General features: G+C 71.9%; 17 protein-coding genes and 1 tRNA gene. 5 read left to right on the top strand and 13 right to left on the bottom strand.

Features of this window, described 5'->3' with window-relative positions; all coding sequences use genetic code 11:
* Positions 1-117 precede the first annotated feature (117 nt).
* Positions 118-2397, top strand: a complete 2280-nt coding sequence (locus JE024_RS26320) for an FdhF/YdeP family oxidoreductase (RefSeq protein WP_205375960.1) — start codon at positions 118-120, stop codon at positions 2395-2397.
* A gap of 52 nt (positions 2398-2449) precedes the next feature.
* Positions 2450-2908, top strand: coding sequence for a PaaI family thioesterase (locus tag JE024_RS26315; protein WP_205375959.1), 459 nt, complete (start codon positions 2450-2452; stop codon positions 2906-2908).
* A 115-nt stretch (positions 2909-3023) separates the two neighbouring features.
* Here the strand turns inward: JE024_RS26315 and JE024_RS26310 are convergent, their stop codons facing one another.
* The 6 genes from JE024_RS26310 to JE024_RS26285 form a co-directional block, all read right to left on the bottom strand.
* Positions 3024-3788 carry an ABC transporter ATP-binding protein gene (locus tag JE024_RS26310; protein WP_205375958.1) on the bottom strand — a complete coding sequence of 255 codons (765 nt, stop codon included), beginning with the start codon at positions 3786-3788 and terminating at the stop codon, positions 3024-3026.
* Entirely contained in the window at positions 3785-4876 is a 1092-nt protein-coding gene (locus tag JE024_RS26305; RefSeq protein WP_205375957.1) for an ABC transporter ATP-binding protein, read from the bottom strand. Before JE024_RS26305 ends, JE024_RS26310 begins: the two co-directional genes overlap by 4 nt.
* On the bottom strand, positions 4876-6261 hold the full coding sequence (locus JE024_RS26300; RefSeq protein ID WP_205375956.1) for a branched-chain amino acid ABC transporter permease: 1386 nt from the start codon (positions 6259-6261) through the stop codon (positions 4876-4878). Before JE024_RS26300 ends, JE024_RS26305 begins: the two co-directional genes overlap by 1 nt.
* Positions 6258-7181, bottom strand: coding sequence for a branched-chain amino acid ABC transporter permease (locus JE024_RS26295; RefSeq protein ID WP_205375955.1), 924 nt, complete (start codon positions 7179-7181; stop codon positions 6258-6260). Before JE024_RS26295 ends, JE024_RS26300 begins: the two co-directional genes overlap by 4 nt.
* A 198-nt stretch (positions 7182-7379) precedes the next feature.
* Complete coding sequence (locus JE024_RS26290) at positions 7380-8537, bottom strand: branched-chain amino acid ABC transporter substrate-binding protein (RefSeq protein ID WP_205375954.1); 1158 nt, start codon at positions 8535-8537, stop codon at positions 7380-7382.
* Between the two features lie 687 nt (positions 8538-9224).
* On the bottom strand, positions 9225-9881 hold the full coding sequence (locus JE024_RS26285) for an ANTAR domain-containing response regulator (protein ID WP_205375953.1): 657 nt from the start codon (positions 9879-9881) through the stop codon (positions 9225-9227).
* Positions 9882-9972: 91 nt separating this feature from the next.
* Between JE024_RS26285 and JE024_RS26280 the strand changes: the two genes are divergently transcribed.
* Positions 9973-10055: transfer RNA gene (locus tag JE024_RS26280), tRNA-Leu, on the top strand.
* Between the two features lie 213 nt (positions 10056-10268).
* Here JE024_RS26280 and pyk read toward each other — a convergent pair.
* Together pyk and JE024_RS26270 are read right to left on the bottom strand one after the other, a co-directional pair.
* Positions 10269-11696 (bottom strand): pyruvate kinase, encoded by a 1428-nt coding sequence (pyk, locus tag JE024_RS26275; protein WP_205375952.1) that lies wholly within the window; start codon positions 11694-11696, stop codon positions 10269-10271.
* A gap of 155 nt (positions 11697-11851) precedes the next feature.
* Positions 11852-12526, bottom strand: a complete 675-nt coding sequence (locus JE024_RS26270; RefSeq protein WP_205375951.1) for an SIMPL domain-containing protein — start codon at positions 12524-12526, stop codon at positions 11852-11854.
* 122 nt (positions 12527-12648) lie between these two features.
* Between JE024_RS26270 and JE024_RS26265 the strand changes: the two genes are divergently transcribed.
* Positions 12649-14457, top strand: coding sequence for a bifunctional metallophosphatase/5'-nucleotidase (locus tag JE024_RS26265; RefSeq protein WP_205375950.1), 1809 nt, complete (start codon positions 12649-12651; stop codon positions 14455-14457).
* 49 nt (positions 14458-14506) lie between these two features.
* Here JE024_RS26265 and JE024_RS26260 read toward each other — a convergent pair whose 3' ends face one another.
* The 5 genes from JE024_RS26260 to JE024_RS26240 form a co-directional block, all read right to left on the bottom strand.
* Positions 14507-15946 (bottom strand): lysine N(6)-hydroxylase/L-ornithine N(5)-oxygenase family protein, encoded by a 1440-nt coding sequence (locus JE024_RS26260; protein ID WP_205375949.1) that lies wholly within the window; start codon positions 15944-15946, stop codon positions 14507-14509.
* The gene (locus JE024_RS26255; RefSeq protein WP_205375948.1) at positions 15946-17319 is read right to left on the bottom strand and encodes a pyridoxal phosphate-dependent decarboxylase family protein; all 1374 of its coding nucleotides are present in this window, start codon (positions 17317-17319) and stop codon (positions 15946-15948) included. The genes JE024_RS26260 and JE024_RS26255 overlap by 1 nt, the downstream gene beginning before the upstream one ends.
* Positions 17320-17727: 408 nt before the next feature.
* Complete coding sequence (gene pepN, locus JE024_RS26250; protein ID WP_205375947.1) at positions 17728-20250, bottom strand: aminopeptidase N; 2523 nt, start codon at positions 20248-20250, stop codon at positions 17728-17730.
* A gap of 135 nt (positions 20251-20385) precedes the next feature.
* The gene (locus JE024_RS26245; protein ID WP_205375946.1) at positions 20386-20712 is read right to left on the bottom strand and encodes a chorismate mutase; all 327 of its coding nucleotides are present in this window, start codon (positions 20710-20712) and stop codon (positions 20386-20388) included.
* Between the two features lie 11 nt (positions 20713-20723).
* A complete protein-coding gene (locus JE024_RS26240) occupies positions 20724-21611 on the bottom strand; it encodes a helix-turn-helix domain-containing protein (RefSeq protein ID WP_205375945.1) in 888 nt (295 codons plus the stop codon).
* Positions 21612-21829: 218 nt separating this feature from the next.
* On the opposite strand from JE024_RS26240, the gene JE024_RS26235 reads away from it, so the two are divergent.
* Positions 21830-23605: a glycoside hydrolase family 35 protein gene (locus tag JE024_RS26235; RefSeq protein WP_205376737.1), complete on the top strand. Its 1776-nt coding sequence runs from the start codon at positions 21830-21832 to the stop codon at positions 23603-23605.
* The last annotated feature ends 63 nt before the right edge of the window (positions 23606-23668 follow it).

The following is a 23668-nucleotide window of genomic DNA, read 5'->3' as shown; positions in this document are numbered from 1 at the left end:
CGATCCTGCCACGTACCGCCGACAATCCCGACCGGCCCGACCGGCCCGGGACGCTGTCGGCGGCGCGTGACAAGATCTGAGGTGTACCGCAAAGCCGCCCGCTCGAAGGAGAGCGCGATGCCCAGCAAGCCGCCCGCCCAGGACCCCGTCCAGGACGCGCCGCAGGTCGCGGCCCCGCAGCACGCGGCCGCCGGGCTGACGGCCATCGCCCACACCCTGCGCATGGCCCAGGAGCAGATGGGCGTCGCCCGCACCGCCCGCACCCTGCTCAAGGTCAACCAGAAGGACGGGTTCGACTGTCCGGGCTGCGCCTGGCCCGAGGGCGACAAGCGCCACCTGGCCGAGTTCTGCGAGAACGGCGCGAAGGCGGTCGCCGAGGAGGCCACGGTGCGCCGGGTCACCCCGGAGTTCTTCGCCGCGCACCCCGTGTCCGATCTCGCGGAGCGCAGCGGCTACTGGCTCGGCCAGCAGGGCCGGATCACCCGGCCCGTGCACCTCGCCGAGGGCGCCACCCACTACGAGCCGGTGAGCTGGGAGAAGGCGTTCGCGATCATCGCCGAGGAGCTGGGCGCCCTCGGCTCCCCCGACGAGGCCCTCTTCTACACCTCCGGCCGCACGAGCAACGAGGCCGCGTTCCTGCTCCAGCTCTTCGCCCGCGAGTTCGGCACCAACAACCTGCCCGACTGCTCCAACATGTGCCACGAGTCCTCGGGATCGGCGCTCACCGAGACCATCGGGGTGGGCAAGGGCAGCGTCTCGCTGGAGGACCTCCACCAGGCCGACCTGATCATCGTCGCCGGTCAGAACCCGGGCACCAACCACCCCCGGATGCTGACCGCCCTGGAGCAGGCGAAGGCCTCCGGCGCGAAGATCATCTCGGTCAACCCGCTCCCCGAGGCCGGCCTGGAGCGCTTCAAGAACCCGCAGAGCGTCTCCGGCCTGGTCAAGGGCGTCTCCCTGACCGATCTCTTCCTCCAGGTCCGCATCGGCGGCGACCAGGCCCTCTTCCGCCTGCTGAACAAGCTGATCCTGGAACGCGACGGCGCGGTCGACGAGACCTTCGTCGCCGCGCACACCCACGGCTTCGAGGAGTTCGCCGAGGCCGCCCGGTCCGCCGACTGGGAGGAGACGCTCGCCGCCACGGGGCTCGGCCGCGAGGAGATCGAGCGGGCGCTCGCCATGGTCCTCGCCTCGGAGCGCACCATCGTCTGCTGGGCGATGGGCCTCACCCAGCACAAGCACTCCGTGGCCACCATCCGCGAAGTGGTCAACTTCCTGCTGCTCCGGGGCAACATCGGCCGCCCGGGCGCCGGTGTCTGCCCCGTGCGCGGCCACTCCAACGTGCAGGGCGACCGCACCATGGGGATCTTCGAGCGGCCCTCCGCCGCGTTCCTCGACGCGCTGGAGGCCGAGTTCGGCTTCGCGCCGCCACGCCACCACGGGCTCGACGTGGTCCGCTCCATCGAGGCGCTGCGCGACGGCCGGGCCAAGGTGTTCTTCGCCATGGGCGGCAACTTCGTGGCCGCCACCCCCGACACCGCCGTCACCGAGGCCGCCGTGCGGCGCGCCCGGCTCACCGTCCATGTGTCGACCAAGCTGAACCGCTCGCACGCCGTCACCGGCCGCCGGGCCCTGATCCTGCCCACCCTCGGCCGCACCGACAAGGACGTCCAGGCCGGCGGCCGGCAGGTCGTGACGGTCGAGGACTCGATGGGCATGGTCCACGCCTCCCGCGGCAACCTCGCCCCCGCCGGCCGCCATCTGCTCTCCGAGCCGGCGATCGTGGCGCGGATGGCCCGTGCCGTCCTCGGCGCCGGCTCCCGCACCCCGTGGGAGGAGTTCGAGAAGGACTACGGCACCATCCGCGAGCGGATCGCCCGGGTCGTGCCCGGCTTCGAGGACTTCAACGCGAAGATCGCGCGGCCGGGCGGCTTCGCCCTCCCCCACGCGCCCCGTGACGAGCGCCGCTTCCCCACGGCCACCGGCAAGGCCAACTTCACCGCCGCCCCCGTGGAGTACCCGAAGGTCCCCGCGGGCCGGCTGCTGCTCCAGACCCTGCGCTCCCACGACCAGTACAACACCACGATCTACGGCCTGGACGACCGCTACCGGGGCATCAAGGGCGGCCGGCGGGTGGTGCTCGTCCACCCCGACGACGCCCGGGAGCTCGGCCTCGCCGACGGCGCGTACGCCGACCTCGTGGGCGAGTGGAAGGACGGCGTGGAGCGCCGCGCCCCCGGTTTCCGGGTCGTCCACTACCCCACGGCCCGCGGCTGCGCCGCCGCCTACTACCCGGAGACGAACGTCCTGGTCCCGCTGGATTCCACCGCCGACACCAGCAACACCCCCGCCAGCAAGTCCGTCGTCGTGCGTCTGGAACAATCACCGTCCGCCTAAGCGTTTGCTCAGGCAGCAGGGACAACGACGTTCGACGATCGGAGCCGGCCCCATGGGCGAGCAGACCACCGTGCAGTTCCCGCAGGAAGTCATCGACCAGTACGCCGAGCTCGGCGTGGACCTGCCCGCCCTGTTCTCCGCCGGAGACCTCGGCGAACGCATGGGCGTGACCATCGTCGAGGCCGCCGCGGACCGCGTCGTGGGCACCATGCCCGTCAAGGGCAACACCCAGCCCTACGGGCTTCTGCACGGCGGCGCCTCCGCGGTGCTCGCCGAGACCCTGGGCTCGGTCGGCTCCATGCTGCACGGCGGCCCGTCCAAGGTCGCCGTCGGCGTCGACCTCAACTGCACCCACCACCGCGGCGTCCGCGACGGCCTGGTGACCGGTGTCGCCACCCCCGTCCACCGCGGCCGTTCCACCGCCACCTACGAGATCGTGATCTCCGACGAGCAGGACCGGCGTGTGTGCACCGCCCGCCTCACCTGCCTGCTCCGCGACGCCCAGGGCTGACGAACGGGCCGCCCCGGCCCCGCACACCATGAACGGCACCGCACACGGCGAAGGGCCAGGAGACCTCGGTCCCCTGGCCCTTGCCTTCCCTGCTACGTGCTGACGGCCGCGGCCGTCAGGCGCCCTCTCCGAGGTACGCCGCACGGATCCGCGTGTCGGACAGCAGCTCGGTCGCCGGGCCCGACATCGCCACCGCGCCCGTCTCCAGGACGTAGCCGCGGTCGGCCAGGCCCAGGGCCTGCGTGGCGTTCTGCTCGACGAGCAGCACGGTCGTGCCCTGCTTGTTGATCTCCTCGATGATCTCGAAGATCTGCTGCACGATCAGCGGCGCGAGACCCATCGACGGCTCGTCCAGGAGCAGCAGCTCCGGCCGGCCCATCAGCGCGCGGCCGATGGCGAGCATCTGCTGCTCACCGCCGGAGAGCGTGCCCGCGAGCTGCGTACGCCGCTCGGCCAGGCGCGGGAACAGGGTGAACGCGCGGTCCAGGTCGGCGGCGTCCACCGAGTTGAACTTGTACGCGCCCATCTCCAGGTTCTCGCGCACGGTCATCGTCGCGAAGACCCGCCGGCCCTCGGGCACATGCCCGATGCCGAACTGCACCAGCTCGTGCGACTTGATCCCGTCGATGCGCTCACCGCGGTACAGCACCTCGCCGATCCGCGGCTGGAGCATGCCCGAGATGGTGCGCAGCGTCGTCGTCTTGCCCGCGCCGTTGCCGCCCAGCAGGGCGACGATCTCGCCCTTGCGCACGGTCAGGTCGATGCCCTTGAGGGCCTCGATGGCGCCGTAGAAGACGTGCATGCCCTTGAGTTCGAGGAGGGTCTCCTCCGCGGAACCGCCGGTACCGGCGTCCTTCTGCAGCTCGGTCGTGGTGCTCACTTGCCGCTCTCCTCGTCCGGCGAAGCGCCGTCCGCCGCCTGATCCGTCGTCGCCCCGGACGGCGCCGCCTCGGCCGAGGCGGCCTCCTCCGGCGCGTCCTCGTCCGACGCCTCGGCGCCGTCCGACGCCGCGTCACCGGAGGCGTCCGCGCCACCGGCGGCGACCGCGGGCGCGGCCGCCGGCCGGGCCACGTCGTTCTCCTCCGACGCGCGCTGCTCGGCGATCACGGCCTGCACCACCTCGGCGTCCTCCGAGGAGGCACCGAGGTACGCCTCGATGACCGCCGGGTGCTGCTGCACCTCGCTCGGCGACCCCTCGGCGATCCGCTTGCCGAAGTTCAGCACCATCACCCGGTCCGCCACCGACATCACCAGACGCATGTCGTGCTCGATCAGCAGCACGCTCACGCCGAGTTCGGTGTTGATCCGGCGGATGAGCTGCTCCAGCTCCAGCTTCTCCGTCGGGTTCGTACCGGCGGCCGGCTCGTCCAGCAGGAGCACCTGCGGGTCGGTCGCCAGCGCCCGGGCGATCTCCAGACTGCGCTGGTCACCGTAGGACAGGCTGCCCGCGATCTCGTTGAGCTTGCTCTCCAGGCCCACGAACCGCAGCAGCCGGTGCGCCCGCTCGTCGCTCTGCCGCTCCGCCTTACGGGCGTTCGGCAGACCCAGCATGATCGACACGGGGCCGGCCTTCAGCCGGGTCTCCGCCGCGATCTTCACGTTCTCCAGCGCCGTCAGCGCCGAGAACAGCCGGATGTTCTGGAACGTGCGCGCCAGGCCCACCCGGTTGACGATGTGGGGCTTGCTGCCGAGCAGCGACTTCTGGTCGCCGTCCTTGGAGCGGAAGAGGATCTTCCCCTCCTGCGGGGTGTACGCCCCGGTGAGCGAGTTGAACAGCGAGGTCTTGCCCGCGCCGTTCGGCCCGATCACCGCGAGGACCTCGCCGCGGCGCATCCGCACGTCGACCTTGTCGAGCACGGTCAGACCGCCGAACCGCAGCGTCAGGTCCGACGCGTGCAGCACCAGGTCCGCACCGGCGTCCGCGGACCCGGAGCCCGCCGTCGCTTCGTTCTTCACGTCGGTGCCCATCAGAACTTGCCTCCCGCCGGCTCGGTCATCGCGTCGGCGTCACCGATGCCTTCCTCGGCCATCTTCAGCTCACGCTGCCTGCGGCGGGACGGCCAGACGCCCTGCGGCCGGTAGATCATCATGACCACCAGCAGCGCGCCCAGGTACATGTAACGGTCGGACGGGTCCACCCAGTCCTTCAGTGCCTCCGGCAGCCACACCAGCAGCGCCGTGCCGATCAGCACACCCGGGATCGAGCCCATACCGCCGAAGATGACGTAGGCCAGGATCAGGATGGACTGGAGCAGCGGGAAGACCTCGGGGTTGATGTACCCGTACTTGCTGGTGAAGATCACGCCCGCGACACCCGACGTCGAGGCGCCGATCGCGAAGGCCATCAGCTTGAAGCGGACCGTGTCCACGCCGTTGGCCGCCGCCGCGATCTCGTCCTCGCGGATCGCCGTCCACGCGCGGCCCACCCGGGAGTGCTCCAGGCGCGCGAACAGGAAGATGACGAGCACGATGAAGAAGACCAGCAGGTACCAGTAGGGCAGCGGCTTGATCGACCACTTGTACTCGATACCGGCGAAGTCGATCGAGAAGTCCGGGATCAGACGCGCGCCCTGCGGGCCGCCCGTCAGGCCGTCGGCGTTCTTCGCGACCAGGTAGATGATCTCGTGGAAGCCGAGGGTCACGATCGCCAGGTAGTCGCCCCGCAGCCGCAGCGTCGGAGCACCGAGCAGCAGACCGCAGATCAGACACGTCACCACGGCGACGGGGATGACCCAGAAGTTGTTCAGGACCACCGGCGGTTCGACCGGCAGCCGGCCCGTCCAGTACGCCGTCGAGTAGGCGCCGACCGCGAAGAAGGCGAAGAAGCCGAGGTCCAGCAGACCCGCCCAGCCGATCACCACGTTCAGACCGATCGCCAGCAGCGCGAAGATCGCGATCTGGTCCACCAGCACCGTCTGCCAGGTCCGCTCCAGACCCGAGGGAATGACGAGCACCAGGATCAGCAGGACCGCCAGCGCACCCATCCGCAGGCGCTTGTCCGCCTTGAAGCGGGCGACGAGGCCGCCCACCGGGCCGCTCGAAGCCGTCGACTGCGCCGCCGCCTTCGCCTTCGCCACGCCGCCCTTGATGGGCGCGGCCACGAACTCCCGCAGCGCCCACACGCCGACCGTCAGCGCCAGGCAGATCCACAGGTTCAGGCCGGTGAAGGTGTGCTCGATCGAGTAGAAGATGTCGCGGGTGTTGCCCTGCTCACCCGTCACCAGCGCGAGCAGCACACCGAGCGCGATCATCGCCCACAGGCGCGTGAAACGCTCCGTCCGGTACCACGCCGTACGGCGCAGCTTCGCCGCAGCAGACGGCGTCAGGTTCTTGGAAGTCTGGACCGTGCTCATGCCGCCCTCCCCACTCGCTCGCCGAGGATGCCCATCGGGCGGAACATCAGCACCAGGATCAGCACGACCATGGCCGACACCGCACGCCACTCGTCACCGAGCAGCGGCACGGTCATCGTCTCCACGATGCCGATCAGGATGCCACCGAACATCGCGCCGCGGATGTTGCCGATACCGCCGACGACGGCGGCCGCGAACGCGGTGATGCCCGGGATGAAGCCCATCGTGTAGGAGACCTGGTTCAGGTTGGCGAACAGGAAGCCCGCCACACCGCCCAGGACGCCGCCGACGATGAACGTCCGGGAGATGACCTTGTCGATGTTGACACCCATGAGGCCGGCGACCTCGGCGTCCTGCGCCACGGCGCGGATGCCCTTGCCGAGCTTGGTGCGGTTCACCAGCATGTCGAGCGCGATCATCATGACCACGGCGGTGCCGAACTGCAGCATCTGGGTGATGTTCACACCCGCGCCGAAGATCGAGAACACCTCGCGGTTCTGGTACATCTCCGGAAGCGGGAGCGGGTCACGCCCGAACAGCTTGCCGGCGAGGTTGTACAGGAAGAACGAGGCGCCGATCGCGGTGATCAGGAAGATCAGGCGAGGAGCACCGCGTCTGCGCAGAGGCCGGTACGCGACCTTCTCCAGGCCGTACGCCGTGACACCGCCGAACAGCGCCGATCCCGCCATGGCGAGGGCGACGAAGCCGATGGACGCCAGAGCGGACGGGTTGTCCCCCGGACTGACGAGCTGAAGGACGATGAGGCTGCCGTAGGCGCCGAGCATGAAGACCTCGCTGTGCGCGAAGTTGATCAGCTGCAGCACACCGTAGACAAGTGTGTAGCCGATGGCGATGACGGCGTACAGCGAGCCGAGCATCACCCCTAGGACGAGATAGTCCCAGAATTCCTGAAGGGACATGGAGCAGACTTCCTTGTGGGAGCTGAGCGGACCCGGCGCTCGTGGCGACGAGGGCGGCCCGCGGGCGGAACTTTCGAAACAGCGGGGGCCGAGGGCCCCTCACTTCGCAGACGAGGGCCGGGAGAACTGCTGCCTCCCGGCCCCCAGTCGCATGGCGTCAGCCACTCGGTCGCGTGGCTCGGCCACTAAGCCCCAGCGTCAGCCGGCCAGCTCGTTGATGTTGCCCTGGTACCCGATCTTGCCGCCCTTGACCTGGTACAGGTAGACGTCGGTGCCCTTGAACTCGCCGTTCTCACCGAAGGCGAACGTCTTGGTCAGGCCCTTGTAGGAGGCCTTCGCCAGCGCGTCGCGCAGCGCCTCGCGCTCGACGTCGGCACCCGACTTCTTGACCTCTTCGATGATCATGTTGGTGATGTCGTACGCCTCGGCGGAGTACGTGCCGGGCGCCCGGCCGAACTCCTTCTGGTAGTCCTCGGCGAACTTCTTCGTCCCGGCCTCGACGGTGGCGTCGGTGCAGGGGCAGGTGAGGAACCAGTTCTCGGAGGCGTCGCCCGCCAGCTCGACGAACTTCGCGTCGTTCGTGCCGTCACCGGAGATCGCGGCACCCTTGTAGCCCGCGTCCTTCAGCTTCTTGGCGAACGGCGCCGCGTCCTGGTAGTAGCCGGCGTAGATCAGCGCGTCGGCCTTGGAGTTGACGACGTCCTTCGCGGTGGCCGAGTAGTCCGGCGTCTTCGCGGGAACGGACTTCTTGACGACCTCGATGCCGGCGTCCTTCAGGCTCTTCTCGGCGACAGTCGCCAGGCCCACGCCGTAGTCGGTCTTGTCGTCGATCAGGTAGACCTTCTTCGCCTGCAGCTTCTTGGCGTAGTAGGTCGCCATGCCGGCGCCCTGCTGGTTGTCGTTGGGGACACCGCGCAGGAAGGAGGTGAAGCCGTTCTCCTTGTCCGTCAGCAGCGGGTTGGTCGCGGACGGGGAAACCGTCACCAGACCGGACTCCGCGTACAGCGGCGACGAGGTGTTCGTCGGACCGGAGAAGGCGGGACCGACGACCGCGACGACGCCCTCGTCGTCGATGATCTTCTGCGCGGCGGCCGTGGCCTTGTCCGGCAGACCCTGGTCGTCACCCGCGACGTACTCGAGCTCGAAGTCGAGGTCGCCCTTGGCGTTGGCCTGCTCGATGGCCAGCTTGACGCCGTTCTGCATGTTCTCGCCGAGTGCGACGTTGTCACCGGAGAGCGGGCCCTGGAAGGCAATCTTCACGGCACCGTCGCTGCCGGAATCCGATCCGCATCCCGTCAACGCGAGAGCACCCACTGCAAGCGGTATGGCCAGCTTGACGATGGTCTTGTTCAGCACTACGAACCCCTTGGAGCCGCCCGAACGATCTTGTCTGCGGGCGCAGTTGCCGACGCCTCGCAGGACACCGCTTGTCCGCGCGGTGTGCCGGGAATGTAATCGCGCGTTCGTGCGCACCGATAGGTGACCGGAGGATGTGTGATCGCCCTGTGACCTGAGTCATGCGCCGGAAACAGAACACTCCTTACCGGCGACCGGACATGTCATGCGTGATCCACAGCTTCCCGACAACTCGCGCAGGGGGCCTCGCGACCGCCGCGCCCGCTCCCCGGCACCCCTCCGGAGCCACCGGAATCCCCCAGGTCAACACCCCTGGGCACCTCCGGGAGACCTGGCGCCGACCGCCGCCACGACTCCCGCACATTGGCCGGAACCCGACCCCTCACGGGCCCCGCACCCCGCGTCCGCTGAGCGGAACGTCTCATCCCGGAGCACCGGCCGGACCCCGCGGGACCCCTTCCCGAAGCGATTACACAGAGTCACCACAAGGCCACAACCCGTCAGAACGCGGAGAGTGCCACAGTAGTGGCCACCCCTCCCCCGCGCCCCCACCGCGACGTCAACCTTCACAACTTCCCCCGCCCTTCCGTGCCGCACCACGCGCCCCGGGAACGACAAAAGCCCCCGGCACACCCCAAACGGGGTGCGCCGGGGGCTCCGGCACCACACGGCCCGACAGGGCCCGTGCTACTGGCCCTTGGCCGCCTTCTTCTCCTCGGCGTCCTCGATGACCGCCTCGGCGACCTGCTGCATCGAAAGCCGCCGGTCCATCGACGTCTTCTGGATCCACCGGAAGGCCGCCGGCTCCGTCAGGCCGTACTGCGTCTGCAGAATGCTCTTCGCCCGGTCCACCAGCTTCCGCGTCTCCAGCCGCTGGGAGAGGTCGGCGACCTCCTGCTCCAGCGCCCGCAGCTCGGTGAAACGCGACACCGCCATCTCGATGGCCGGCACCACGTCGCTCTTGCTGAACGGCTTCACCAGGTACGCCATGGCCCCGGCGTCCCGGGCCCGCTCGACCAGGTCCCGCTGGGAGAAGGCGGTCAGCATCAGCACCGGGGCGATGGACTCCTCGGCGATCTTCTCCGCCGCCGAAATACCGTCCAGCACGGGCATCTTCACGTCCAGGATCACCAGATCCGGACGGTGCTCCCGCGCCAGCTCGACGGCCCGCTGCCCGTCACCGGCCTCGCCGACGACCGCGTAGCCCTCCTCCTCCAGCATCTCTTTGAGATCGAGCCTGATCAGGGCCTCGTCCTCGGCGATGACGACACGGGTCGTCAGCGGCGGTACGTGCGACTTGTCGTCGTCGTCTGCGATCGGCTGGGGCGACTCGGGGGCGGTCACGGGACTCCTCGTTAATGGCAGATCTGCTGCTCTCACAGCCTACCCAGCTGAACGCGGGGGCGGTCACCAGGTACACTCCAACGAGCACCGAGCCGGGTTGGTGGAACGGTATACACGGAGGTCTCAAACACCTCTGCCCGTGAGGGCTTGCGGGTTCGAGTCCCGCACCCGGTACCGGCGAAAAGCGGATGTTCACTTCCTGTGAATATCCGCTTTTGTCTGTCCGCCGCGGAATTTCCTCACGCACAGTGAGGGCAGGCGCATTCCAGCCCCCGTTCCGGCGGAGGATCCACCGGCATCCCGCCCGACGGCGCGCGTCCGCGGTACCGGTGGACGCGCGGCCGGGCCGGGCCGCGGCGGGGACGGGCCGCGGCACGGGCGGTCCGGCTACTTCACGCTCTCGCCGATGTGGTGCACGCGCACCAGGTTGGTCGAGCCGGCGACGCCGGGCGGGGAGCCGGCCGTGATGACGACGATGTCGCCCTTGCGGCAGCGGCCGATGCGCAGGAGTTCCTCGTCGACCTGGGCGACCATCGCGTCGGTGGAGTCGACGTGGGGGCCGAGGAAGGTCTCGACGCCCCAGGTGAGGTTGAGCTGGGCGCGGGTGGCCGGGTCCGGGGTGAAGGCGAGGAGCGGGATCGGGGAGCGGTACCGGGAGAGACGGCGGACGGTGTCCCCGGACTGGGTGAAGGCGACGAGGAACTTGGCGCCCAGGAAGTCGCCCATCTCCGCGGCCGCCCGGGCCACGGCGCCGCCCTGGGTGCGGGGCTTGTTCCGCTCGGTGAGCGGCGGCAGGCCCTTGGCGAGGACGTCCTCCTCGGCCGCCTCGACGATGCGGCTCATGGTCCGGACGGTCTCGACCGGGTACTTGCCGACGCTGGTCTCGCCGGAGAGCATCACGGCGTCGGTGCCGTCGATGACGGCGTTGGCGACGTCGGACGCCTCGGCGCGGGTGGGGCGGCTGTTGTCGATCATCGAGTCGAGCATCTGGGTGGCGACGATGACCGGCTTGGCGTTGCGCTTGGCGAGCTTGACGGCGCGCTTCTGGACGATGGGGACCTGTTCGAGGGGCATCTCGACGCCGAGGTCGCCGCGGGCGACCATGATGCCGTCGAAGGCGGCCACGATGTCCTCGATGCTGTCGACCGCCTGGGGCTTCTCGACCTTGGCGATGACGGGGACGCGGCGGCCCTCCTCGTCCATGACCCGGTGGACGTCCTCGATGTCGCGCCCGTTGCGGACGAAGGAGAGGGCGATGACGTCGGCGCCGGTACGCAGGGCCCAGCGGAGGTCCTCGATGTCCTTCCCGGAGAGGGCGGGGACGGAGACGGCGACGCCGGGGAGGTTCAGGCCCTTGTGGTCGGAGACCATGCCGCCCTCGATGACGACGGTGCGCACACGGGGGCCGTCGACGCCGGTCACCTCGAGGGCGACCTTGCCGTCGTCGACCAGGATGCGCTCGCCCGGGGTGACGTCGCCGGCGAGTCCGCCGTAGGTGGTGCCGCAGGTGTGGCGGTCGCCTTCGACGTCTTCGACGGTGATGGTGAATTCATCGCCGCGTTCGAGAAGTACGGGGCCTTCCTGGAAGCGGCCGAGCCGGATCTTCGGGCCTTGAAGGTCGGCGAGGACACCGACGCTGCGGCCGGTTTCCTCGGCGGCCTTGCGGACGTGCCGGAATCTTTCCTCGTGGTCGGCGTAGACACCGTGGCTGAGGTTGAGTCGGGCAATGTCCATTCCGGCTTCGACCAGAGCTTTGATCTGGTCGTATGTGTCGGTGGCGGGGCCCAGGGTACAGACGATTTTGGCTCGGCGCATGGTTCGAGCCTATGGCTTACCGACGGGTAGAGAATTGGCCCGGCATGACTGTTCAACAACCTTTGCATGAAGGGTTGTTGACAAGTGTTGAATTGTGCATGGGGCCGCTCCGATGAGCATGCCGTGACCGCGCCGCACCGGTCCGGCGGGCGGCCTCAGAGGCGCGGCGGGGTGATCGTGAAGCGCGCGGTGAGCTGCGCGAAGACGGTCTGGCGCCGGGGTTCGAGGTCGAGGGCGGGTGCGGCCTCGGTCGTCGCGGGGCCGCCGAAGGCGCGCAGGGCGCCGGCCGGCGGGCCGAAGGGGTCCTCGGTGCCCGTGTCGGCGAGTTCGAGGAGGGTGTCGAGCCCGCTGCCGAGCGCGTCGGCGTATTCGCGGGCGCGGCGGACGGCGTCGTGGACGGCGGCGCGCCGGGCCTCGGCGTGGACGGGCGAGTCGGGGCGCAGAGCCCACCAGGGGCCGGTGACGGTGGTGAGTTCGAGGTCGGCGAGACGGGTGGTGAGTTCGCCGAGCGCGGCTAAGTCGGTGAGCACGGCAGTGGTGTGGACGGTGCCGTGGTAGGCGCGGACGCGTTCGCCGCGGCCGTGCTGGCCGAGTTCGGGGCTGATGGAGAAGGCGCCGGTGGAGACCTGCTCGACGGCGTCGCCGCAGGACCTGATCAGGTCGAGCACGGCGGTGTTGCGGCGGGTGAGGTCGTCGAGCGCGGCGCGGCGGTCCCTGCCGCGGGCGGCCACCTGGACGGCGATGGTGGCGATCTCGGGGTCGCGTTCCAGCCGGGCTTCGCCGCGGACGTGGACGCGGGGCGCTGCGGGCGGGGTTCCGTCGGCGGTCATGGGGCTCCTCGGTGGGGGGTTGCCGGGTCTGCGCGCGTTCGGTGTGAGGTGAAGCCTTCCCCACCGAGGGGGTGCTGCGCCATTATCTACGCGCGTTGTGCACGTGAGCGAAGGAGACGAACATGCCGTTGAACCGCAGGAAGTTCCTGGAGCGGTCGGCCGCCGCGGGGGCCGGTGCGGCCATCGCCGGGGGCGCCGCCGCGCCCGCCTCGGCGGCCGGGGCGCGGGAGCAGGACCGGGGCCGGGGGACGAAGCGGTACTCCTTCACCGTGATGGGGACGACCGACCTGCACGGCAACGTCTTCAACTGGGACTACTTCACGGACAAGGAGTTCGACGACAAGGCGCACAACGACGTGGGCCTGGCGAAGATCTCGACCCTGGTGGACCGGGTGCGGGCGGAGCGCGGCCGGGGCAACACCCTGCTCATCGACGCCGGTGACACCATCCAGGGCACACAGTTGTCGTACTACTACGCCAAGGTGGACCCGATCACGGCGCGGCGGGGCCCGGTGCACCCGATGGCGCAGGCGATGAACGCCATCGGCTACGACGCCGCGGCGCTCGGGAACCACGAGTTCAACTACGGCATCCCGGTGCTGCGCAAGTTCGAGGAGCAGTGCGACTTCCCGCTGCTGGGGGCGAACGCGCTGGACGCGAAGACGCTGCGCCCGGCGTTCGCGCCGTACAGCATGCACCGGCTGCGCACGCCGCACGGGCGTGATGTGCGGGTGGCGGTCCTGGGGCTGACGAATCCGGGCATCGCGATCTGGGACAAGCAGAACGTGGGTGGCCGGATGGTGTTCCCGGGCCTGGAGGAGCAGGCGGCGAAGTGGGTGCCGCGGCTGCGTTCGATGGGCGCCGACGTGGTGATCGTGTCCGCGCACTCGGGGTCGAGCGGCACCTCCTCGTACGGGGACCAGCTGCCGTACGTGGAGAACGCGGCCGGTCTGGTGGCCGAGCAGGTGCCGGGCATCGACGCGATCCTGGTGGGCCACGCGCACACGGAGATCGCCGAGCACTTCGTCACCAACAAGGAGACGGGTGCGCAGGTGGTGCTCTCGGAGCCGTTGAAGTGGGGGCAGCGGCTGACGCTGTTCGACTTCGACCTGGTGTGGAGCCGGGGCCGCTGGACGGTGGAGCGGGCGGGCGCGCAGGTGCTGAACTCGAACGCGGTGGACGAGGACCCGCGGATCGGGCGGCTGCTGGGCGACGAGCACCGCAAGGTGGTGGCGTACGTCAACCAGGTGATCGGTACGTCGGCGGCGGCGATGACGACGGCCGAGGCCGCGTGGAAGGACGAGCCGATCATCGACCTGATCAACCACGTGCAGACCGAGACCGTCCGGGCGGCGCTGGCCGGCGGGGAGTACGGGGCGCTTCCGGTGCTCTCGCAGGCGTCGTGCTTCTCCCGTACGGCGGCGATCCCGGCGGGCGAGGTGACGATCCGGGACGCGGCGGGCCTGTACGTCTTCGAGAACACACTGGAGGCGCGGGTGTTGACGGGCGCCCAGCTCAAGGACTATCTGGAGTTCTCGGCGCGGTACTTCGTGCGGACGGCCCCGGGCGCGCCGGTGGACACCGCGCAGCTCACCAACGCGGAGGGGACGCCGGACTACAACTACGACGCCGTCTCGGGCCTGGTGTACGACATCGACATCTCGCGGCCCGCGGGGTCGCGGATCGTGGATCTGGCCTTCGAGGGCGCGCCGGTCGATCCGGCGGCGCGGTTCGTGCTGGCGGTGAACAACTACCGGGCGAGCGGTGGCGGGAACTTCCCGCACGTCGCGGGGGCGCAGCAGGTGTGGGCGAACTCGGAGGAGATCAGGAACACGATCATCGGCTGGGTGCAGACGGAGGGCACCGTCGATCCCGCGGCGTTCGCCTCGGTGGGCTGGCGGCTGACCCGGGAGGGTGTGCCGGTCTTCTAGGGCGTGTCGCGGGGCCCCGGGGGTGCGTCCCCCGGGGCCCCGCGGTGTCTCAGTGCTGCCGGAGGGGGGTGAGTGCGGGCCCCTGCCCGGGGATGCCGGGGGCTTCGCGCCGTTCGAGGCCGAAGCTGGTGAACGCGGTGCGCCGCGGCAGGGGGTAGGGCTCCTTGCCGGTGAGGGTGTTGAGGATGGACGCGCTGCGCCAGGCGGCGAGGCCGAGGTCGGGGGCGCCGACGCCGTGGGTGTGGCGCTCGGCGTTCTGGACGTAGACCGTCCCGGTGACCGAGGGGTCGAGCTTCAGCCGGTGGCGGTCGTCGACGATCGGACGGCCGGCACTGTCGCGGCGCATGTAGGGGTCGATGCCGGCGAGCAGCCTGCCGAGGGGGCGTTCGCGGTAGCCGGTGGCGAGGACGACGGCGTCGGTGGTGAGCCGGGACCGGGTGCCCTGCTGGGCGTGTTCGAGGTGGAGCTCGACCTTGGTGGTGGCGACGCGGCCGGCGGTGCGGACGGTGACACCGGGGGTGAGGACGGCGTCGGGCCAGCCGCCGCCGAGGGTGCGGCGGTAGAGCTCCTGGTGGATGGCGTCGATGGTGGCGGCGTCGATGCCCTTGTGGAGCTGCCACTGGCGGGGCACGAGGTCGTCGCGCACGCGTTCCGGCAGGGCGTGGAAGTAGCGGGTGTAGTCGGGGGTGAAGTGTTCGAGGCCGAGCTTGGAGTACTCCATGGGCGCGAACGACTCGGTGCGGGCGAGCCAGTGGAGGCGTTCGGCGCCCGAGGGCCTGGTCCTGAGCAGGTCCAGGAAGATCTCGGCGCCGGACTGGCCGGAGCCGATGACGGTGACATGGCCGGCGGCGGCGAGGGTGTCGCGGTGGTCGAGGTAGTCGGCGGAGTGGATGACGGGCACGCCGGGGGCCTCGGCGAGCGGCCGCAGCGGCTCGGGCACGAACGGTTCGGTGCCAACGCCGAGGGCGATGCTGCGGGTGTAGGCGCGGCCGAGCGCCTCGGCCTCGCCGGTCGGGTCGAGCTGGGTGTAGTCGACTTCGAAGAGGTCGCGTTCGGGGCTCCAGCGGACGGCGTCGACCTGGTGGCCGAAGTGGAGTCCGGGGATGCGGTCGGCGGCCCAGCGGCAGTAGGCGTCGTACTCGGCGCGCTGGATGTGGAAGGTCTCGGCGAAGTAGAAGGGGAACAGCCGCTCGCGTGAGCGGAGGTAGCTGAGGAACGACCAGGGGCTGGACGGGTCGGCCAGGGTGACGAGGTCGGCGAGGAAGGGCACCTGGAGGGTGGCGCCCTCGATGAGCAGCCCGGGGTGCCAGCGGAAGGCGGGCCGCTGCTCGTAGAAGGCGGTGGCGAGGCCGCCGGGCACGCCGTCGGCGAGGGCGGCGAGGGAGAGGTTGAACGGGCCGATGCCGATGCCCACGAGGTCATGGGGGCGGACGGTGTCGGCACCCGCCGGGGCGGGCTCGGGTGCGGGCGTGGCGGGCGGGGCGTTCATCAGGGGGTGCTGCCTTCCACGAGGGCGATCAGGGTGTCGAGCCGTTCGGCGGTGGTGTGCGGGTTGAGCACGGTGGCCTTGAGCCAGACGCGCCCGTCGGCGCGGGCGCGGCCGAGGACGGCGCGTCCTTCGGTGAGCAGGGCGCGGCGGATGTCCGCGGTGCGCTCGTCGGTGGCGCCGGCCGGGCGGAACAGGACGGTGGAGAGGGTGGGCCGCTCGTAGAGGTCGAGGCGGGGGTGCTTGTCGACGAGGTCGGCGAGGTCCTGGGCGGTGGCGCAGACGCGGTCGACGAGGTCGCCGAGCCCGGCGCGCCCGAGGGCCCGGAGGGTGACGGCGATCTTGAGGATGTCCGGCCGGCGGGTGGTGCGCAGGGAGCGGCCGAGGAGGTCGGGGAGGCCGGCGTCGGTGTCGTCGGCGGCGTTGAGGTACTCGGCGGTGTGCGCGAGGGGGGCGGCGCGGTCGGCGCTCGGGACGGCGAGGAGTCCGGCGGCGACGGGCTGCCAGCCGAGTTTGTGCAGGTCGAGGGTGACGGAGTCGGCCCGGTCGAGCCCGTCGAGCAACCGGCGCCGGGTGTCGCTGAACAGCAGGGGACCGCCGTAGGCGGCGTCGACGTGGAGGCCGGCGCCGTGGTGGGCGGTGACGTCGGCGACGGCGCTCAGGGGGTCGATCCGTCCGGTGTCGGTGGTGCCGGCGGTGGCGACGACGAGGGCGGGGCCGAGCGTCGACGCGAGGACGCGGTGCAGGGCGGCCGGGTCGTCGAGCGGGGCGGTGACCGGGGCGGGCAGCCCCAGGAGCCAGGCGGCGCGGTGCACGGAGTGGTGGGTGTCGGGGCCGCAGACCACGCGCAGCGGGGCGCCGGGGGCGCGTTCCCTGGCGAGCAGCAGGGCGAGCTGGTTGGACTCGGTGCCGCCGGTGGTGACGAGGGCGTCGGGGGCGGGCCGCGCGGGGTAGACCTCGGCGGCCAGCGCCCGGGTGACGCCGTGCTCGATCTCGGAGGCGGCGGGGGCCTGGTCCCAGGAGTCCATGGACGGGTTGAGCGCGGCGGCGGCCAGGTCGGCGGCGACGGCGAGCGCGAGGGGCGGGGTGTGCAGATGGGCCGCGCAGAGGGGGTCCGCGGGGTCGGCGGAGCCCTCGGCGAGGGTGCGGACGAGGTCGCGGAGGGTGCTTTCGTGGGGGTGGCCGTGCGCGGGGAGAGGGTCGCGCAGCAGGTCGCGCACCCGGGCGGCGACGGCGTCGGGGCCGCCGGCGGGGAGCGGACCGCCGCGGGCCGCGGCGCCGTCCCCGAGCGCGCCGAGCACGATGTCGACGAGCGGCCGCAGGGCGTCCGGTCCGGCGGTGCCACCGGCGAGGGGCGGTGTCGGGGGCGTACGCATGGGGCCTGGGTCCTTCGGCGCGGGTCGTCCCGGGGCACGCGGGGGTGCGTGCGCCCGCACAGGCACGGCGCGGGGGTGCCGCGCTGCGCCTCGGGAGACTCAACGATCCGGAGCGGAAGGGGTATTGGGGGTGCGCGGGGGTTTCCGGCACGGGGCGGGGCGCTTCCCGCGCGGGGGGCGTTCCGCATGTGCGGGCGCACGCCGGGGGTGCCCGCGGCGCGCTCGGGCGGGAACCGGGGGCGCGAGAGCCCCCGGTACCCCGGTGGCCGCGTACCGCGCTCCGCGCGATGCCCCGGAACGCCGGACGGGCCGGCGAACGCAGCCCGCCCGGCGCCCGAGGTCACGGTCGCGGGGCCGTGCCGCGCCCCCGGCCCGGCGGAGGGACGGCGGCCCGGCCCCGGCGGGAGCTCAGGCCCCCCGCACCCGCAGGGCGCGCGCCAGGTCGTCGAGCTGGTCGGTGAGCTTGCGGCGCAGCGCCGGAAGGAGGTCCTCCGCCTCCAGGCAGGTCCGCCCCAGCCGCAGCGACTCGTGGTCGACCGCGTGGGACGGGAAGGCGAAGCGCCCCGCCGCCTCGGCGATCACCGGCCCGCGGCGGGCGGCGACGGCGACGGCGTCGGGGTAGAAGCGGCTGACGTACTCCCGGGTCAGGGACGCCTGCTCCGGCTGCCAGAAGCCCTGGGCGGTGGCCGCGAACAGGTAGTTCGACAGGTCGTCGGAGTCGAAGAGCCGGGACCAGGCGGCGGCCTTGGCCTCCGCGGTGGGCAGGGCGGCACGGCAGCGGGCCGCGCCTTCCTGGCCGGTAGCGGAGGGGTCGCGCTCCAGTTCGGCGGCGATCTCCTTCTCGCCCACGGCGCCGAGCACGCTGAGCCGGGTGAGGACCCGCCAGCGCAGCTCGGGGTCGAGCTCGGGGCCGCCGGGGACGTTGCCGTCGTTCAGCCACTCCTGGAGGGAGTGCGGCTGGGTGGCCGCGTCGACGAAGTGGCGGACGGCGGTGAGGCGCAGCCCGGGGTCGCTGCCGTCCTCGGTGCGGCGCAGCAGGGCGCGGCAGGTGTCGGTGAGGAGGGCGAGCGCGGCGGGGCGCTGCTCGGCGGGCAGGTAGCAGTCGGCGATCTGCCCCGCGGCGAAGGCGAGGACGCCCTGGACGACGGCGAGGTCGGTCTCGCGCGGCAGATGCGCGCGGGCGGCCTCCAGGTAGGTGGTGGGGGCGAGTTCGCCGTCGCGGACCATGTCGCGGGCGGCGTTCCAGACGACGGCACGGGTCAGCGGGTCGGGGATGCCGGACAGAGAGGTGAGCACGGTGGCCCAGGACTCGGTGTCCAGGCGCACCTTGGCGTAGGTGGTGTCGGCGTCGTTGAGGAGGACCAGCGCGGGCCGGCGGCCGGGGTGGGTGACCGGTGCGTCCAGGGGCACGTCCAGGTCGATGCGTTCGCGCAGGACGAGGGCGCCGGGCTCGACCGGGTCGCGGTCGTAGGCGCCGACGCCGATGCGGTGGGGCCGGCTGCCGTCGTGGGTGACGCCGAGGGTCCAGCCGCCGTCGGTCTGGGTGACGGCGGGGGTGAGGGTGTCGACGCCGGTGGTGCGCAGCCAGCGGTCGGCCCAGGCGTGGACGTCGCGGTCGGTGGCCCCGGCGAGGGAGTCGATGAAGTCGGCGAGGGTGGCGTTGGCGAACTTGTGCCGGGCGAAGTGGGTGTTGATGCCGGCGAGGAAGTCCTTCTCCCCCATCCAGGCCACGAGCTGCCGGAGGGCGGAGGCGCCCTTGGCGTAGGAGATGCCGTCGAAGTTGAGCATGGCGGACGCGGTGTCGGGCACGGCCTCGGGGTCGGGCGCGACGGGGTGGGTGGAGGGCCGCTGGTCGGCCTCGTAGCCCCAGGACTTGCGGGAGACGCCGAACTCGACCCAGGTGTCGGTGCACCAGTCGGCGAGCGGGGTGCCCGCGGTCCCGGCGGCGGCGACCTCGTTGAGGGTCTGGTAGCCCATGTACTCGGCGAAGGACTCGTTGAGCCAGATGTCGTCCCACCAGCGGAGGGTGACGAGGTCGCCGAACCACATGTGGGCCATCTCGTGGGCGATGACCATGGCGCGGGTCTGCCGCTGGGTGCCGGTGACGGCCGAGCGGAAGACGAACTCGTCGCGGAAGGTGACGAGGCCGGGGTTCTCCATCGCTCCGGCGTTGAACTCGGGGACGAAGGCCTGGTCGTAGGAGTCGAAGGGGTACGGCTCCTCGAACTTCTCGTGGTAGCGGTCGAAGCAGCGGCGGGTGACGTCGAGGAGTTCGTCCGCGTCGGCGTCCAGGTGGGCGGCGAGGGAGCGGCGGACGTGGAGGCCGAAGGGCAGTCCGGCGTGGTGGACCCGCACGGAGTGCCAGGGTCCGGCGGCGACGGCGACGAGATAGGTGGAGAGCGGCGGGGTCGGCGCACAGGTCCAGCGGCCGCTGCCGTCGGGGGTGGCGATGCCGTTGCCGAGGACCGTCCAGTCGCCGGGGGCGGTGACGGCCATGTCGAAGACGGCCTTGAGGTCGGGCTGGTCGAAGGCGACGAAGACGCGCTGGACGTCCTCCATGAAGAGCTGGGTGTAAACGTAGGTCTCGCCGTCGCTCGGGTCGGTGAAGCGGTGCATGCCCTCGCCGGTGCGGGAGTAGCGCATGGCCGCGTCGGCGCGCAGTTCGTGCTCGCCCGCGGTGAGGCCGGTGAGGGGGTAGCGGTTGCCGTCGAGGGCGGCGGGGTCGAGGGGCTGTCCGTCCAGCGTGAGCGAGCGCAGCTCGGCGGGCTTGAGCTCGACGAAGGTGTCTCCCGCCGTGCGCGCGGTGAAGCGGATCACGGTGCGGGAGTCGAAGGTGTCGTCGCCGGTCGTCAGGTCCAGTTCGATCGTGTAGCGGTGCACGTCGATCTGCTGGGCTCGGGTCTGCGCTTCGTCGCGCGTCAGTACGGACATGGGTGTCATGCTGCCCGATCGGCGCTGTCCGGTACACGGGGGAGGATTGCGCGGTCAGCGGACGAGCGGCGGGCCCGGCGCCGGGCGGGGCCCGCCGGGGGCCCGGGAGCCCTCGGGGGCGTGCGGCCCCGGGGCTCAGCCCTCGGGGGTGGTCGGGGTGCTCTCCGCGATGGTCTCGTGGTGGCGGATCACCTCGGCGATGATGAAGTTGAGCAGCTTCTCCGCGAAGGCGGGGTCCAGCCGGGCGCTCCCGGCGAGCTGGCGCAGGCGCTCGATCTGGCGTGCCTCGCGGGCGGGGTCGGCCGGGGGCAGCCGGTGCTCGGCCTTGAGGTGGCCCACCTGCTGGGTGCACTTGAAGCGCTCCGCGAGCATGTACACAACCGCGGCGTCGATGTTGTCGATGCTCTCGCGCAGGCGGGTCAGTTCGGCGCGGACGCCCTCGTCGATGTCCCTGGTGGTCATGGTCAGCGAGCTTACGTGGCGGGGCCGAGGACGGTCGGGGGGTGTTCGGGGTCTGGGACGCGGTTGCTCCAGCCGCCGGGCACGACACGGCCCTGCTGCTCCCTGAAGCGGATGGGCGCGAGGCCCACACGGCGGGTGAACAGGCGGGAGAAGTAGGCCGGGTCCTCGTAGCCGACGCGCCGCGCGACGGCCGCGACGGGCAGGTCGGTGCCGGCGAGGAGTTCCTTGGCGCGGCCGAGCCGGATGGAGAGGAGGAAGTCCTTGGGGCTGCATCCGGCGGCCCGTCGCACGGCGGTGCGCAGCGCGGCGGGGGTCATGCCGTGGCGTGCCGCGTGGTCGGCGACGGACAGCGGCCGGCAGGCGTCGCGGGTGAGCGCGGTGAGGACGGGGTCGCCGTCGGCGTCGGTGTCGGCGCGGGCGCGGCGCAGCGCGACGAGGAGCTCGTGGACGGCCGCCGCGGTCTCGATCTCCATCAGCGGGTTGCCGCGGCGGGCGGCGCGGGCGATGCGTCCGACGACGGCGCGGGCCCCGGCGGCGTCGGACAGCGGGACGACGGGCCGGTCGGCCTCGATGCAGCCGAGTTCGGTGTAGGTGGCGGTGGCGGGGCCGGTGAAGTCGACGAAGCACTCGTCCCAGCCGGTCTCGGCGTCGGGCCCGTAGTGGTGCGGGACGGAGGGGGTGAGCCAGATCACGGCGGGTGCGGTGACCTTGGTGCGCCGTCCGTCCGCGGTGCGGTACCAGCCGCTGCCGGCGCTGATCACCACGGCGACGTGGTGGTCGAGGGTGCGGGGTCCGACGGTGGGCAGCCGGCCGTGCTGGAGGCCGACGCCGAGACAGACGAGGCCGAGGCGGTGGTGGACCGGGCTGGGGGTGAAGTACCGCATCCAGGTGTGATACATGGCGTCTTCTCTCCTTTCGCACCGGTTCGCCGCGATGGTGCCGGTTCGATTGTCGCGTCCCCCGCGTCCCCGTCCCCGTCCCCGTCCCCGGCGGGTGGTGTGTCCGGCCGGGGGCCGTGGCGTGCCGAGTCCAAGTCAGGGCGATCTTTGTCCATGGACGCGCCGCACGCCAGGGGGCGATCGTTCAGCGGGTGAGCACGAGAGAGACGGACGGGCCGGTGGCGGACTTCACGGTGGGCGGGACGGACTTCCTGCTGGACGGGCGGCCGGTCCGGCTGCTGTCGGGCGCGCTGCACTACTTCCGGGTGCACGAGGACCAGTGGACGCACCGGCTGGCGATGCTGCGGGCGATGGGCCTCAACTGCGTCGAGACGTACGTCCCGTGGAACCTGCACGAGCCGGAGCCGGGGCGCTGGGCGGACGAGGGCGCGCTCGGCCGCTTCCTGGACGCGGTGCGGGCGGCGGGGATGTGGGCCGTGGTGCGGCCGGGGCCGTACATCTGCGCCGAGTGGGAGAACGGCGGTCTGCCGCACTGGCTGACCGGGCCGCTGGGGCGCCGGGTGCGCACCCGGGACGCGGAGTACCTGGGGCATGTGGAACGCTGGTTCGCCCGGCTGCTCCCCCAGGTCGTGGCGCGCGAGATCGGGCGCGGCGGCCCCGTGATCATGGTGCAGGCGGAGAACGAGTACGGGAGCTGGGGCAGCGACGCGGAGTATCTGCGCGAGGTGGTGGACCTGCTGCGCCGCTGCGGGGTGACGGTGCCGCTGTTCACGTCCGACGGGCCGGAGGACCACATGCTCACGGGCGGTTCGGTGCCCGGTGTGCTCGCGACGGTGAACTTCGGGTCCGGGGCCGCGGAGGCCTTCGCCGCGCTGCGCCGGCACCGGCCGGACGGGCCGCTGATGTGCATGGAGTTCTGGTGCGGCTGGTTCGAGCACTGGGGCAGCGAGCGGGTGGTCCGCGATCCGCTGGACGCGGCGGCGGCGCTGCGCGAGATCCTGGCGGCCGGGGCGTCGGTGAACGTCTACATGGCGCACGGCGGGACGAGCTTCGGCGGCTGGGCGGGGGCCAACCGGTCGGGCCCGCTCCAGGACGGGGCGCTGTCGGGGACGGTGACGTCGTACGACTACGACGCGCCGGTGGACGAGGCGGGGCTGCCGACGGAGAAGTTCTGGCGCTTCCGCGAGGTCCTCGCCGAGTACGCGGACGGGCCGCTGCCCGACGTGCCCCCGCCGCCGGTGCGCCTGGGCGCCCCGGCCGCCGCGCGGCCCGCGCGGTGGACGCCGCTGGAGGACGTGGTCGGGGAGCTGGGCGGCAAGGAGTGGGAGGGGCCCGTTCCACCGACGTTCGAGGAGCTGGACGTCGACCGGGGACTGGTCCACTACCGCCTGGAGGTGCCGGGGCCGCGGCAGCCGTATCCGCTGCGGGTGCGGGGCCTGCGGGACCGTGCCGTGGTGCACGTCGACGGGGTGCGGGCCGGGATCCTCGACGAGGAGCGGCCCGTGCTGCCGGAGCCGGTGGCGGGCCCGGCGGCGGTCGAGCTGTGGGTGGAGTCCCTGGGGCGGGTCAACTACGGGCCGCGCACGGGTGAACCGAAGGGGATCTGCGGGGGCGTGCTGCACGAGCGGCAGTACGTGCACGGGGTGCGGGCGCGCGGACTGCGGCTGGACGCGTTCGACGACCGGGCGGCGGTGGAGCGTCTGCCGTGGCGGGCACTCCCGGAGGGCGCCCAGGGCGACGGGGGCGCCGCGCACCCGAGAGGTCTGTTCGGCGCGGTGGTGGAGGTGGCGGAACCAGGTGACGCGTGGCTGGAACTGCCCGGCTGGACGCGGGGCTTCGTCTGGGTGAACGGATTCTGCGTGGGCCGCTACTGGTCGGCGGGGCCGCAGTCGGCGCTGTTCGTCCCGGGGCCGGTGCTGCGCGCCGGCGCGAACGAGGTGCGCGTGCTGGAACTGGAGGACGCCGGGGCGTGCGGGGAACTCCGGCTGCGCTGAGCGGACGTGGCGCGCGGGGGCCGGGCGCGGGCGGGGCGCGCGGCTGGCGGCTGGCGGCTGGCG

The organism is Streptomyces zhihengii, assembly GCF_016919245.1.
Lineage (GTDB): Bacteria > Actinomycetota > Actinomycetes > Streptomycetales > Streptomycetaceae > Streptomyces > Streptomyces zhihengii.
Note: the sequence above shows the minus strand (reverse complement) of the source record. Positions and strands in the feature narration are given on the sequence as shown.